General features: G+C 47.1%; 8 protein-coding genes and 1 riboswitch. Of the genes, 5 read left to right on the forward strand and 3 right to left on the reverse strand.

Annotation, left to right across the window (positions count from 1 at the left end):
* The first annotated feature begins 44 nt into the window (after window positions 1–44).
* The 5 genes from ACWB0I_RS11940 to ACWB0I_RS11960 are packed head-to-tail and all read left to right on the forward strand — an operon-like array spanning window position 45 to window position 10,268.
* Window positions 45–1,826 (forward strand): methyl-accepting chemotaxis protein, encoded by a 1,782-nt coding sequence (locus ACWB0I_RS11940; RefSeq protein WP_479388293.1) that lies wholly within the window; start codon window positions 45–47, stop codon window positions 1,824–1,826.
* Entirely contained in the window at window positions 1,823–6,958 is a 5,136-nt protein-coding gene (locus ACWB0I_RS11945; protein ID WP_479388294.1) for a response regulator, read from the forward strand. Before ACWB0I_RS11940 ends, ACWB0I_RS11945 begins: the two co-directional genes overlap by 4 nt.
* 5 nt (window positions 6,959–6,963) lie before the next feature.
* Entirely contained in the window at window positions 6,964–8,367 is a 1,404-nt protein-coding gene (locus tag ACWB0I_RS11950; RefSeq protein WP_479388295.1) for a TonB family protein, read from the forward strand.
* Between the two features lie 15 nt (window positions 8,368–8,382).
* The gene (locus ACWB0I_RS11955) at window positions 8,383–9,036 is read left to right on the forward strand and encodes a deoxynucleoside kinase (protein WP_479388296.1); all 654 of its coding nucleotides are present in this window, start codon (window positions 8,383–8,385) and stop codon (window positions 9,034–9,036) included.
* On the forward strand, window positions 9,015–10,268 hold the full coding sequence (locus ACWB0I_RS11960) for a glycosyltransferase (protein WP_479388297.1): 1,254 nt from the start codon (window positions 9,015–9,017) through the stop codon (window positions 10,266–10,268). Before ACWB0I_RS11955 ends, ACWB0I_RS11960 begins: the two co-directional genes overlap by 22 nt.
* A gap of 306 nt (window positions 10,269–10,574) precedes the next feature.
* Here the strand turns inward: ACWB0I_RS11960 and ACWB0I_RS11965 are convergent, their stop codons facing one another.
* The 3 genes from ACWB0I_RS11965 to ACWB0I_RS11975 are packed head-to-tail and all read right to left on the reverse strand — an operon-like array spanning window position 10,575 to window position 14,406.
* Window positions 10,575–11,957, reverse strand: coding sequence for an aspartate kinase (locus ACWB0I_RS11965; protein WP_479388298.1), 1,383 nt, complete (start codon window positions 11,955–11,957; stop codon window positions 10,575–10,577).
* Between the two features lie 15 nt (window positions 11,958–11,972).
* Window positions 11,973–13,091, reverse strand: a complete 1,119-nt coding sequence (gene metX / locus ACWB0I_RS11970) for a homoserine O-acetyltransferase MetX (RefSeq protein WP_479388299.1) — start codon at window positions 13,089–13,091, stop codon at window positions 11,973–11,975.
* 13 nt (window positions 13,092–13,104) lie between these two features.
* Window positions 13,105–14,406: an O-acetylhomoserine aminocarboxypropyltransferase/cysteine synthase family protein gene (locus tag ACWB0I_RS11975; protein WP_479388300.1), complete on the reverse strand. Its 1,302-nt coding sequence runs from the start codon at window positions 14,404–14,406 to the stop codon at window positions 13,105–13,107.
* Window positions 14,407–14,562: 156 nt separating this feature from the next.
* Window positions 14,563–14,676: riboswitch (SAM riboswitch) on the reverse strand.
* Between the last annotated feature and the right edge of the window lie 361 nt (window positions 14,677–15,037).

Below are 15,037 nucleotides of genomic sequence, written 5' to 3' on the forward strand. Positions count from 1 at the left end.
AAGGGTGGCTGATTGTGGCCCAACTTTAACCTGATGAGGGCTTTATGAGAACCGACATTAAATATCTGTTTTTACGTTTATCGCTGCTATTTTTTGCTGTTTGTCTGATTGCCTTTTTTGTCGCCATTGTCTTGCAAAAAAGAGCAACATTGGATGACATTATTATAAATCAGTCAAAGCAATTATCGTTGATTGGCAATGCCTTTGTCTCGTTTGTACCGGTCGATTCTGTCCAGCAGGCCAATGCAAACCAGATAGAAAAGCAGATTAAGCGCTTCCGTTTACGGTTAAAGGTGGCAAAGAATTATCGCCTCAGAGTCTTGCAAATTGAAGGAACGCATACCAAAATCGTGTTTGACGAACAAGATGTCAAAGCGTCCGGTCGTGATTTTGACCTGTGGAAAGAGATGCAGGAGGCCCTGCAAACCAATCGTCAAACATTCCATTTAAATCAGGAAGCCGGCCACCATATCTACAGCTTAATCCAGCCGCTGCAGATTAAGAACATAATGAGCAAGCGCCTGGTTCTGATCAGCAGCGATCTAAACCAATTTACCAGGGATGATATTAAAGATTTAAAAATCCATGGCTTTGCTTTTCTGGGCGTGTGGTTGATTCTCACTTTCCTGGTTTTCCTCTTTCTTAAATCCATCGATACCGGATTGTTGTACTTAAGGGAATCCTTTAAACGTTTAAAAGAAGGTAAAACCATTCTGGAGCCAGAGAACAATCTGCGCTATTTCAGGCAAGAACTGTCGTTATTAAAAGAAGCCTCGCGTAAATTTGTCCAGATTGAAGAGGTGCAATTAGATCGTAGTGAAGAACAAAAGCAAATTAAGGAATTTTTACGCATTGTTACCGCAGCTGCCGAAGGTGATTTTACGGTACAGGCCCATGTTACAGCCGATGCCCTGGGCGCTTTGTCCGATTCATTTAATTTGATGATCAACGACCTAAGCAATTTGATCAGAGATGTGAAAAAAGCGGTCATCCAGGTAGCGGATTCTACCGAGAATATTTTAACGAATATTGAACAGATGGCTCAGGGAGCAGTCGATCAAGCCGCGCAAACGGAGAATATCAGCAATCTGGCCCATGACATGAATGAGCTGATTATCGATACCAGCAAGAGCGCACAGGAATCAGCCAAAGCTGCCGAAGAGGCGCGCCAGGTGGCTGAAAAGGGAGGGCAAATTGTACATAAAGCCATTGAGGGGATGCACAAAATCCGATATTCTGTGCGGGAAACCATGAAACAGGTGCGCTTTTTAGATGAAAATTCGGCGCGGATTGGTGAAATCTCCGATTTTATTGCCGAGATTTCCAGCAGAACCAATCTGCTGGCCCTCAATGCTTCCATCGAAGCGGCCAGAGCCGGCGAGGCCGGAAAGGGATTTAGCATTGTGGCCGAAGAGATTCGAAATCTGGCGGAGAGCACCAACACTTCGGCCGAGGAAATTTCTAAACTAATCGAGGGAATTCAGAAAAGCATCTCCCTGACTCTGGAAAATATTGAAGCCGGAAATACGGAAGTGGCCGCCGGCGTGCAGTTAGTGGACCAGGCCGGAGATGCTTTACGGGAAATCCTGGAGAAGGTGAAAATTTCTTCTTCTGCGGCCGCAGATATTTCGCTGGCCACCGAAGAACAGACCAAATATAGCGAACAAATTACCAGAGCCCTGAAAGAGATTGCGGGAATCGCCAAAACAACGGCAGATCGGGCTCAGCAGTCAAAGGTGGCTGCTCAACAATTGGAAGCTTTGTCCAAAGAATTGAACAAAGCGGTTGAAAAATTTAAGTTGAGTAACAACGGAGCAAGCCAATGATTGAATTGAATAAAGCCATTTCATTTAACACCTTCTTTTTCCTGCAATTAATGGAAAAAGTGCTAGACCGCTTACGTAACGATTTTGATCCCAGGGCCGTTGAATTTTTAGAAACCCTGGCCTACAAGGTTCGTCAGGCGGAAGACCCTCTGGAAGTGCTGGAAAAATTGGCCCGCTTTCAGCAAACCAACGAAATGACCATCTTTCTGTTTGACATGCTGAACCGCCTGGAAAAGATGGACCCGCAAAAGGCCGTTAAAGGTCTTGATGGACTGGTGACCGATTTTGTGAATTTACTGGCCCTCATGGTAGAGGATGAAGAAATTGTTAAGGGATTACAGGAGGTGCGGGGAGAATTCGCTCCTCTACTTCAGGAGGAAGAAGTGACGGAAGCCCCGGTAGAGAGCGAGACAGAGGAAGCTCTAACTTTTGATGAATTTTATTTTAAATATGTTCGCGAACAAATTTTAAATGCTTTTCCGGAGAAAAACCGAAAAGAGATGGAATTATTGCTGGAAAATCTGATTCACAATTTGCATGGTAATGAGTTGTGGGTTAACGAAGTGAGCCCCCTGATGCAAAGCTTGCAAAAAATCCTTCCTGCTCATTTAACAGAAGTCCAGGCTTCGGTTTTAATGGAGCAGGCCGCAAAGAACATTCCACACATTGTCGACCTGCTAAAAGAGTTGAAGGCTCAGCATCCGCAATTAATTGAATCCATTTTGAGTACAGGTAAGGTGCCGGTTCAGGAAGAAAAAGGCGAAGAAACCATAGACGATTTATTGAAAGCCTATTTTTATTCGGAAGTCGATGATCATGTAAAAATTCTGGAAAAGTTGCTGATTCAGCCCCTGTCCGGCGATTCTTTTGCCAATTTGATCAAAAACCTGCGCTCGCTAAAAGAGTTGAGTATGATTCACGGGTACAACGGAATCGAGTTCTTTTGCGACAATGTGATTAAAATGTTGCGGAAGCACCAGGAGCAAATTTTAACCAATCCGGATGCTGCACAGAACATACTGCAAAAAGTACTCAAGGTTTTGAAAGACGTGGAACATTTTGAATCCGGTTTGCAAACCAAAGAACAACTGGAACTGGTCAATCAATTCAGTGAGGAATTGGAGCAAAACTTACAAAGCAAAAAAGAGCCGGAAAAGGTGGAGGCCAAAGAGCAGGAAGAGGCGGAGGTGGAGGAACCTCTGATCTCATTGCAAGATGAAGCGCAGATTCACCAGATTTTTAAAGACCTGTGCCAGAAAATTACCGATCGATTACGCCCCTTTTCCGAAGAAGGACAGACCAGCCTGTTCGTCGAAGCCCTAAACACTCTGAGCCAGACGGCATTCTGGGTTGAACCTTCTTTGCCGCAAACCATCCTGGAGCTCTTAAAAGAGCGCTACCAGCAGGTACAGGAGGCAGAGCATATCGATAAAACAGAAGCGCTGAAAGCCCTGGAGAGCATCTGGAACGATTTTACGCAACAACTGACAGGCGACAGAAGTTTTGAAGCTATCGGACAGCAACTCAGTCAGTTTAACCTGGAGGCTTTTGAACAGCTTGAGCAATTAACCCTTTTTGATCCAGCAGTTCAAAAGGCTCTGGTGGAATCGTTGCGTGCCTTATGGCAAAAAACAAGACCTCTGGTAACCGAAGCCTGGCTGGACCGAGAGCCGGAAGCCATGTCTCAAATGGAGCGATTTTTACAGCAGACCAAAGCCGATTTACAGTTATTGGCCTTTGATTTTTATTTACCCCTCCCTGAATTTTTACTCAACAGTCTGCACAGGGAAGAAGGTGTGCAAGTGACAGAAGAGCTGGCCCAGGAAATTGCCAAAGCCGTTGACCTCTTTTTGCAACGCCTGGAGCAAAAGGGAGCCGATGGTCAGGTGGATGACCTGGTTGAAATTTTAACAGAATTGTTGAGCGCAGAAGAAAAAGAAGAGCCCATTTCTGAGGATGAAAAAGATTTTCGGGAAGAGAGCCAGCAGCATATTCAAAACGCTATAGAGATCATCGAAAAACTGGTAGCGCAACCGGATCAGCGTGAATGGTTCAAAGAAATAGCCAGCGAAATCCATGCGGTCTATTCGGCTGCCCAGTTTTTAGGTAAAGAGCGCATCGCCGATGCCGCGCTGGTGGTGGAAGAAACGGCAGAAATGTTTTCCGATCCACAGGTTGAAATGCCGGATGATCTGCTGGATTCCTTGAAAAGCGCCCTGCAGGCAATGGAACAGAATATCCAGCAACCTTCGAGTGAATTGAAAAAGCCCTTTGAGACTTTGCAGAATATTCTCGACCGACTGGTGCTGGAAGAGCAGGTGGAAACGGAGGGCGCTGAGCCTGCAGAAGAAAAAGCGCAAACCAGATTAGTGGAAGAAAAGCCCCTGTTCTCTCCAGATAAAACGGGCCTGGCCGAAGTTAAGGAAATTTTCAAAGAGGATGCACAATCCTTAATGCTCGAATTAAAAAAAGCCAATAGCGCCCTGCTTGGCAATCCACAGGACGAGGCAGCCATTTACGATATGGATCAGGCTGTGCATGCCTTAAAAAATGCGGCCCGAATGACCGGGCAACCCGAACTGGCAGCCATATTTGGACGCATGGAAGAAATATTGGAAGAGATCAAGAGCGAGCCGGCGGCCAGCAGCGAAGAAATCCAGAAAGAATTTAAGAGTATTATTGACGAACTGGATGCGATGATCATCAAGGGCGAGGTGGAAACAGCCGAACTGGATGCCCTGGTTCTGCGCCTTGACAGCCTTTTGAATAAGGTGTTAGGAGTCCGAAAAAGCGCCGATGAACGCAGTCAACGTTTACGGGAACTATTTTTGGAAGAAGCAAAGGATCTGATCGAAAAAATCAACAATGCTTTGCTGGAGCTGGAAAAAGTACCGGAGAGCAGCACGGTTCTGGCCGAGTTATTGCGCCATTTACACACCCTGAAAGGGGGCGCCCTGATGGCCAATTTTAATAAAGTGGGCGAGGTGGCGCATAAATTGGAAGATTATTTTCAGCTCTACCGATCTCAAAATGCAGAGACCAAGCTGGAATTGCTGCCAACGGCCTTTACCATGATCGATCTGATCAGCGAGATGGTCCGCGCTATTGAGTTAGGTAAGCCGGAGATTGTTTCTAATTTTACGGCGCGCCTGGCCGACATGGACAATAAACTGTTCTTCCTGAAAGACTTCGAAATTCCACACGAAGCTCTGGAACAAATTCCGGCTATTATGCCTAAAGCCGCTGGCCCGGTGGCGGTGCAAGAATCGGATAACACGCTAAAAGTAAAAGCCTCTTACCTGGATCATCTAATCAATTTAGCCACTGAGATGGTTATTTCCCGCACCGAGCTGAATTCTTATTTTGAAAACCTGAAAAATCTCTTTTATGAGCTGGATCATCGTAAAAAAGATTTGCGCGCTTTTGTCCATCAATTAGAAGATTTTGTAGAGGAGCGCACCTTTAATGAAATCAAAGGCATGATGCCCCAGAGCCAGGAGGATTGGGAGACCCTGCGCAACTACACGGAGATCATTAAATCGATTTCTGGCGATTACTACAAAACGACGGGCGCCATGGGCAAAATCATCCGTTTTCTGGAGCGTCACATCAGCCAGCTCTCGGTTCTGAGCAAAAGCATCCATAATGATCTGTTAAAAGCACGCATGATACCGGTCGGCTCGTTGTTCGAACGTTTTAAACGTCCCATCCGCGATTTAGCCAGAGCACAGAAAAAGCAGGTAGAACTGGTCATAGAAGATAATGATGCCGAAATGGATCGGGCCATGATCGAAGCCCTGTACGAGCCTTTACTGCACATTTTACGTAATGCGGTGGACCATGGCATTGAAAAGAGCACGGAAAGGAAGAAAGCGGGCAAGGATCCTAAAGGGGAAATCCTTTTACGGGCCCGCCAGGAAAAAAATCAGGTGGTGGTCGAAGTGATTGACGACGGGCGTGGTATCGATCTGGAAAAGGTGAGAGAAAAAATTGTTAAGATGGGACTGGCCAGTAAGAAAGAAGCGGCTAAAATGCCGGAAAGCCGTTTGTTGGAATACATCTTTCAGCCTGAATTTTCCACCAAAAGCCGGGCCACAAAAACGTCCGGACGCGGCATCGGTCTGGATGTGGTGGCCATGGAGATTCAGAAATTAAAAGGCATTGTGCGGGTTAAGACCGTACCGGGCCAGGGAACCGTCTTTTCCATTCGTGTGCCATTGACTCTGATTGTCTCTCACGCCATGGTCATCAAATTTCACGACATTTCATTGGCCATCCCGCTGCTGGCTGTAATGGAATCCATCAGGATTACAGATAAAGACATCCTGCTGGATGATGAACGAAAATATATTCAGGTACGCGGGAAGTTACTGCCTTATGTAGACCTGGATAGTATTTTAAAGTTTCCGGGCGATGAACAGACAAAGCCGGCGCCTAAAAATATTGCCCTGGTATTACACGATTCGGGTGTGAGCATTGCGGTGGGGATTGAAGAAATTAAGGGCCGCCAGGATATCATCATTAAGAACCTGGGTAATCTCCTGCAAAATGTGGAGGCCATCGCCGGGGGTACCATCTTACCGGATGGAGAAGTGGCGCTTATTCTGGATTACGCGGCCATCATTCATCGCGTGGAGGCCGAATATTTTGGCAGTACCAGAGAAAAAGTACTGGTACGTAAAGTATTGCCCAAGAGTAAAAAAGCGGAAGAAAAACCTCAGCCGCCGGTCACCGATTTTGTGGTCAAAAAGGTGGTGGGCAGAAAACCAAGGATTTTGGTGGTCGATGATTCCATGAGCGTCCGGAATTTTGTCAGCGCTTTTTTAAAGAAGCACGGCTTTGAAACTCTGGAAGCCGTAGACGGGCAGGAGGCTCTGGAAAAAGCAAAAGAAACTGAGATTGACCTTTTGATTACCGATCTGCAGATGCCCAATATGAATGGCTTTAAACTGAGCGAGAATATCCGAGCCATGGAACAATACAAAGATTTGCCCATCATTATCTTAACCGCTCAGGTAGGTAAAAAACAGGAGCAGAAGAGCGAGGCGGTGGGCGCCAATGCCTTTGTCTCAAAACCATTTAAGGAAGATGACTTAATTCGTATGGTAAAAACTTTTGTCCAGGTGGAATGAAATTTTTGAAAACAATACAACGATTTAATCATATTTATCTTTACTTGCTCATTACGGCCCATGTTTTAGCCGCCCAGATTACTATTGTAAAAGAACCGCTGATTAGCGGACAGGTGCGCTGGTCGGGAACGGTTCTTATTCAGGGCGATGTGATCATCGCGCGTGGCGCCAGGCTGGTTATTGCTCCGGGTACGGTCATCCAATTTGCGGTGCATGACATGCACAATTCTGGATCGGATCCCACACGTTGCGAATTAATTGTAAAAGGAGCGTTGATTGCCCGGGGGCAGATCGACCGCAAAATTGTTTTTACTTCTGCAGCCGAGCGCCCCAAAATGCACGACTGGTATGGGATTAAGATCATTAATCTGAATCAACCCGCGCAATTTGAGTATGTGGTGGTGGAATATGCTTACAATGGCTTTGATATTAAAAAGAGCAACCCTCTGATTCGCTATTCGCAAATTCGTTACAATTACAATTCCGGATTGCGTATTGCTGTGCGCTCGCGGGCAAAATTGTCCGGTAATATTATTCAGGAAAATGGCTATGCCGGGGTCATTTGTGAAACGGGCGCTGAACCCATCCTGACCGATAATGTCATTACCAAGAATCAAATAGGCGTAATCATTTTTGGTACAGCCAAACCCGATCTTGGTAATTTAGACGCAGACAATCAAGGCAGAAACGGCCTGTTCGAGAATTACGATTACGACCTGTACAACCACAGTAGCAATGCGATTAAAGCGGAAGGCAATTCCTGGGGAACCCAGGAAAGGGAGGTTATTTTACAACATATTTACGATGGCCAGGATGCGCCGCAATACGGCCTGGTGGATTTTAATCCCATTATTGGCAATATCGATCTGGAACAAAAAATCCTGATTGCCCAACAGTCCGAAAATTACCGACAAGGACAGCCTCCTGCTGGAGGGCAGGATTCCACGGCTGGCGAAAAAATCGTTGAAAAAAATGTAAAAATTCCAGAAATTCCGCTTGAACAGGATACCATCAGTTTGATGGAACCGGTGAGGCTGGCTGAGAGCAAAAGCCAGTCACAACCTGAATCAATCAGGACGGCCGCATCTGATGCACTTACGAAAGCCGAACCCAGGATTGACTTTAATCAGATATTTTTGTCTGTCTTTCTGGATCGTGGCTTAAAGATAAAAAAGAAAGAGGTTCCCTTTGTTTCCAATCCCGAACTGGGATTAAATGATCACGGAAATGTAATTGTTCGTGTCATTGTAGGACGAGATGGCCTTGTGGAAAAGGCGGAAATTTTAAAAAGTCTGAATTATTATTACGATAAACTGGCTCTGGAAGCGGCTAAAAAGTTTGTTTTTGAACCAGGAACAGTAAAAGGTGTCAAGGTTCGATTTTCGACTACACTGATCTTTAAATTTTAGGTAATGGGGATTGATGTGAGCAAAAAGCGAAAATTGTACGTGGCTATTGCCGGCAATATTGGAGCGGGAAAAACGACTTTAACGCGCATGTTAAGCCAGAAGCTGGGCTGGAAAGCCTATTATGAAAAGGTGATAGACAACCCCTATCTTGAAGATTTTTATCAGGACATGAGTCGCTGGAGTTTTCATCTGCAAATCTATTTTTTATCTCACCGCTTTAAAACCCAACAAGAGATCACACTGTGGCCCGATTCCTGCATTCAGGACCGCAGCATTTACGAAGATGTGGAAATTTTTGCCACCACTCTGCACAAGCAGGGCTACATGTCCGATCGGGATTTTGACAATTACAAAGCGCTGTTTGAAATCATGGCCAGCTATTTGCGCAAACCGGATTTGATTATCTATTTGCAGGCCTCAACCGATCGTCTGTTTGAACATATCAAAAAACGCGGCCGTTCGTATGAGCAGGGCATTGATCGCAATTATCTGGAACAGTTGAATCAGGCTTATGAAGACTGGATTGATCGTGCTAAAGCCGAAGGCATGAATATTTTTACCTTCAATATGGAGCACCGCGATTTTGAGCATAATGAACGCGATTTTAATATTTTGTACAAATCCATTCGTGATCTGGAAAATCAGACGTGGCTAAACGGTGTTTACTGATAACTTACTATTTCCCGCCAACCGGGGGCGGAGGCGTACAGCGTCTCGTCAAACTGATTAAATATGCCGGAAATTGGGACTGGCAGTTTACCGTGTTCACTGCCCTGGAAACACAAAACCAACTTGTTCAGGATCCTTCACTGCTCCGGGAAATAGCACCGCAAACGCAGATCATCCGACTGCCCTTTGCCTTAGGCCCGGCAACTCAAAAAAATCTGAAAGCCAATTATGTTACACGCTGGTTAAGCGCATTTTTGTTCGTGCCCGATAGCCGTAAAAAATGGATGGAAGCGGCCTGGCAAGAGGTCAGGCAAATTTTGAAGCAGCAGCCATTTGATCTGGTGTTGATCTCCATTCCGCCTTACTCGCTTTCCTTTTTAGCGTCCAGAATCCGGAACCATTTCTCCGTGCCGGTGGTGCTCGATGTGCGCGATCCATGGACCATGAATCCATACAAAATCCATCCTACGCCGTTTCATCGTTGGTTAGATTGGCGGATGGAGCGAAAAGCCATGGGGCAGGTGCAGTTTGGCATTTCTGCTTACCGCAGAGTGGTCGATTATTACGCACGCACCATTCCGGGCTTTCAGCGAAACAACTGGCGGGTGATCCCCAATGGCTATGATGAAGAGGATTTTCAGGGTCTGGCGCCAGGCAAAGCGCACGAGGCAGAATTTAAAATCGGTTTTTCCGGAACCATTTATTCCCATTTGAACCATCCGACTCCCTTGTTTAAGGCCATGGTTTTATTAAACAAGAAATGGCCGGCGCAGGGGGCAAAACTGCGGTTTATTCACGTGGGCAAAGCAAACATTGACCTGCAAAAATTAGCAAATCGATTTGGCCTGCTCAATCAGGTGCAGCGTTTGGGCTATCTGCCCCATCAGCAGGCGCTTGCGGCCTTACAGGAAATGGACAGTTTGTGTTTTATTCTCGATGACCGCGATAAGCGCAGCAGGTTTACCATTGGCGGTAAGGTTTACGAATATCTCAGACTTAAGCGGCCCATTCTGGGCCTGGTTCCGGAACAGGGGGAGGCCGCCGATCTGCTGCGCAAGACAAAATCCGGCGTAGTGATCAGTCCGCAAAAGACCAATGCGCTGGCTTATTTGCTACTGCAATGGCTCAAAGGCCAAAATTTACATTTTGAGTTTAAGGATCTTGAACAGTTCAGGCGCGATTTGCAGGCCAGGCAATTTGTGACTTTTTTTGATGAAATTTTAAGAAGATGATGGCTGATTAAAAGTAGAGAGGCCGGGGCGGGCTTTGTCTGGAGGAGTCCTCCCTAATTGTCATTTTGACCGATTTTAGCCCTCCCCCGAAAATCGAGCGAGGGGGGAAATGCACTCAGTCAGTGTAAGGGGGTCTCCCTTCCGATGAATCGGAATTCAGAATGACAGGCTGCGTAAACAAAACCTGTTCGGCACAACGTGTCGTTTCACAAAATAATTTGTAATTGAATAAAACCTCTCTGGTTAGTCCCCTTGCCGGTTAGTAGGGGTTTGAAAATACCAGGCAAAAGCGCTTAGCTATTCGAGTCAAGGGCTTTGACTCTCTTCCGCTTCAATTAACTTGCTATGAATCAATTTTACAGTACGTGGGATGTCCTGTTCGTCGATGATGAACATCATGCTGATCTGTCTGGCAAACTGGGAGATTAATTCGATGCGGATGCCTGCTTCGTGCAGCATTTTAATGATCTGCCAGGTGAGCAGCGGATTACTTTTCATACCTTCGCCCACAACGCTAACCACTGTTTTGTGCGGTTCTACCATGATCTGGCCGAAGTGTTCCAGTTCGCTCAAAAAACGGTTGTCGTTACCGTTGTTCTGAATGGTCAAAGAGAGTTTTGTGGCTGATTTATTAATGGCATAGACCTTTTTGCCATGTTTGCTCAGAATGTCGAAAATGTCTTCAATCGCTTTGGGCGAAAGGAGCAATTTTGATGATTCGATGGTCAGTAGAGTAATATTTTCTTTGTAGGCGATGGACTTAATAGCCTGGTGTTCAGTGGCCTCATAGTCCGGTACAATCAGCGTACCCGGTTCATCGGGATAGTGCGAGTTGAGCACGCGTACCGGAATGCCATGGATTAACGCCGGTTGAATGGTTGCCGGGTGCAGAACGCGTGCTCCAAAATAGGCCAGCTCGCAAGCCTCTTCAAAGGTCATGTAAGGAAGCGGTTGCGCTTCGGAGATAATGGTAGGATCGGCGCTTAAAATACCATCTACATCCGACCAGATCTGGATTTCTTTGACTTTGAGTGCGGCGCCTAACAACGAAGCTGTGTAATCGGATCCATCGCGTCCTAAAGTAGCCGGAGCGCCTTCCGGAGTTGTGGCCAGGAACCCCTGTGTTACAATAAGCTGGCCACTCTTTAAATGTTGCTCAAAGTGGGTTGCGGCCTGCCTTTCAATCTTGTCCAGCAAGGGAGTCACCTCTTCGCCGTTTTGCCGAACAATCATGACCGGACGTACATCCAGCCACACCGAGGGCAGACCACGACTCCGCAAATAGCCTTCAAACAGTCGGCTGGAAAGAATTTCTCCCAGACCAATTATGCTATTGTACAATTTCCAGCTAAAAACCTGGATGGTTCTGACCGCATCCAGCAGGGTTTTAATGCGCTTAAATTCTTTGCTTAAAAAGTGGTCGATTTCATCAAACACAGCGCCTCGAGGAATTAATTCGTGGAGCAGAGTACGATGGCGCTGTTGCAGGCCGGTGAGTTCCCTTTCCATAAGGGTTTCCTGCTGTTCCAGGGCCGCCTGATGCAGTTGAATCAGCTGATCGGTCACTCCACCCAGCGCGGAAAGAACAATCAGGGGCTGTTGGTTCTGGTATCGTTCCACAATATCGGCTACGCGCCGCATGGCCTGGGCATTTTTGATCGAGCTGCCGCCGAACTTCATAATAATCATCAGTTCCACTTCTCCCTATTTGAAAACTAAAAACTCCCTGATCATGGCATTGAGCTGGTCGTATTCGATTAAGAAAGCATCGTGTCCATTGGGCGATTTGATTTCCCGATAGACAGCTTTTGGAATTTGCCGGGCAATTTCCTGCTGCTCATGGGCCGGATAGAGGATGTCCGAATCAATTCCCAGGCAGAGCGCCGGGCATTGAATATTCTGCAGGGCCTGTTCAATGCCGCCGCGGCCGCGCCCCACGTCATGATTATCCAGAGCGCGGGATAACAGAATAAAACTGTTGGCGTCGAACCGTTTGACCAATTTGTCGCCCTGGTAACTCAGGTAACTCTCCACCTGAAACATTGTCTGCTGTCCGTGATTGCGTTTTTCCCGGCCAAACCGTTGTTGAAAAGAGATGTCGGTACGGTAAGAAATCATGCCGATTTGCCGGGCCAGGGCCAGCCCGCGTTCCGGTTGTTTGTGGTAGCGTCCGCCATTCCAGTCTGGATCATTCATCACGGCCTGGCGGGCCAGATGATTAAAGCCGATGGCCCAGGCCGAGTGACCGGCCGCTGTGGCAATGGGGATGATTGAGCGCACCATGTGCGGAAACAGCAGCGCCCATTCCAATACCTGCATTCCGCCCAGCGACCCGCCAATTACCGTCACCAGACTGTTTACGCCCAGGGCATCGATCAGTGCCTTTTGTACCTTTACCATGTCGCGCACTGTAATTTCTGGGAAATCCGGTCCATAGGGGTGGCCAGTTTGTGGATGGACAGAAAGCGGCCCGGTGGTGCCGTAGCAACTGCCTAAAATGTTGCTGCAGATGACAAAATAGCGATCGGTGTCCAGCGCCTTGCCAGGTCCGATTAATCCATGCCACCAGCCGGGATGTTCAGCTTTTTTAGCCCGATACAGAGGAATCCGTTCCAGCACTTCGGGAGAAAGCTCTGTAAATCCAGCTGCGTGGGCATCGCCGGTGAGGGCATGGCAGACCAGAATGGCGTTATCGCCTGCTGCGTTGAGCCTGCCGTACGTTTCAAATGCCACGTGTACTTTGGTAAGGGTCTGGCCGGATTCCAGCTGTAAGGGCCTGATTGCATCAAACAGCGGTATGATTTCGGTTCTACTTTTGAGCATTCATCTTCCTTTGCTACAGTTTTGACAATGCCTGATCGAAATCTTCCTTAATGTCATCGATGTGTTCCAGCCCTACGGAAACGCGAATCTGATCGGGCAGTACCCCGGCATTCAACTGCTCTTGATCGCTTAATTGCTGATGCGTGGTAGAGGCCGGATGGATCACCAGGGTTTTGGCATCGCCCACATTGGCCAAAAGGCTGGCCAGTTTTACATTGTTCACAAAATTTTTGCCGGCTTCTTTGCCGCCTTTTACGCCAAAAGCAATCATGGAACCAAAATGACCAGAGCGCAGATATTTTTTGGCCAGTTCATGGCTGGGATGAGAAGTCAAACCCGGGTACCAGACCCAGTTTACTTTAGGATGTTGTTCCAGCCATTGGGCCAATTCAAGGGCATTCTGGCAATGGCGCTCCACGCGCAGGGAGAGGGTTTCCAGTCCCTGTAAAAATAGAAAGGCGTTGAAGGGGCTGAGCGCCGGGCCAAAATCACGTAAGCCTTCTACCCGGGCGCGAATGATGAAGGCGATGTTGCCAAAGGGACTATTGGCGCCAAAGGTTTCCCAGAAGTTCAGGCCATGGTAGCCAGGATTGGGTTCCGTAAAGATGGGAAATTTACCGTTGCCCCAGTCAAATTGTCCGCGATCGACTACCACGCCTCCAATGGACGTGCCATGTCCGCCGATCCATTTGGTGGCCGAGGCGATAATGATGTCGGCTCCATGATCAAAAGGACGCACCAGGTAACCGGCTGCGCCAAAGGTGTTGTCCACAATCAGAGGAATTTTGTGCGCGTGCGCTAATTGAGCAATGGCTTCAAAATCGGGTACATTGAGCCGCGGATTGCTTAAACTCTCAATGTAGATGGCCTTGGTTTTGGTGTCGATTTGTTTTTCGTAATCTTCGATTTTGTCGCTGGTTACAAAGCGTACGTCAATGCCCAGACGCGGGAAGGCGACTTTGAATTGGTTGTAGGTGCCGCCATAAAGGTTGCTGTTGGCTACGATGTTCTCGCCGGTTTGAGCGATGGTAGCCACGGCAATAAACTGGGCAGCCTGTCCGGAGGCTGTGGCCAGGGCTGCTACTCCGCCTTCCAGGGCGGCAATCCGTTTTTCAAACACATCGGTTGTGGGATTCATGATGCGTGTATAGATGTTGCCAAATTCTTTCAAATCAAACAGAGCGGCTGCATGATCGGCGTTCTCAAAGAGATAGGAAGTAGTTTGATATATGGGAACAGCACGCGCGCGTGTCTCTTTGTCCGGTTCATGCCCTGCGTGTAATTGCAGTGTTTCAAATCGGTATTGGTTGCTCATCTCTTTTCCTCCTTTATGATGATAAATTATGTAAATATCTGCATTTAAATTTTTTGCCCCAAAATCCCTGTTGCGCGTGGCCGAGGGATTTTTGGGCAAAAAAAAAGCCTCTTCGGGGTAAGACCCGAAGAGGCTTCAATTTTTCATTGAACCCACTTCTTATCTTTCCCCGTTTTTTAGGGGCAGGAATTAGCACCTTTTCCCGTGGTTCAACGGGAAAGGTTGCTAAGGCTTCACAGGGCCTGTTCCCTCCACCTTTCTGGATAAGAAGCGTTCTGTAATTTTTACATTACAATTGCTTCGTTTATGTTGGGGGAAATATAAGGGACAAAGAGGCGCCTGTCAAATAAAATTTAAAAAATTGCATAAAAATAAATTTTTTTAAAAAGTAGCGCGACTCTCCAGAGTCGCTACGAGCGTAGCGAGTTCAAAAACGAGTAGTGTGGTTTCTAAACTGCCTGTTAAGGTAAATCAGCTCAATGGCCTGGCATCTTTATGGGCTCCATCGAGCCAACGCGACTCTGGAGAGTCGCGCCACGAAGGTCGCGGGTTAATAAGGAATTTTTACACAAAAAAATCGCCGAAGGTATTAAAACAAACTGTGTAGGCTAATGTTTAATCCCCTAAAAGA

Source organism: Caldithrix sp., assembly GCF_056497305.1.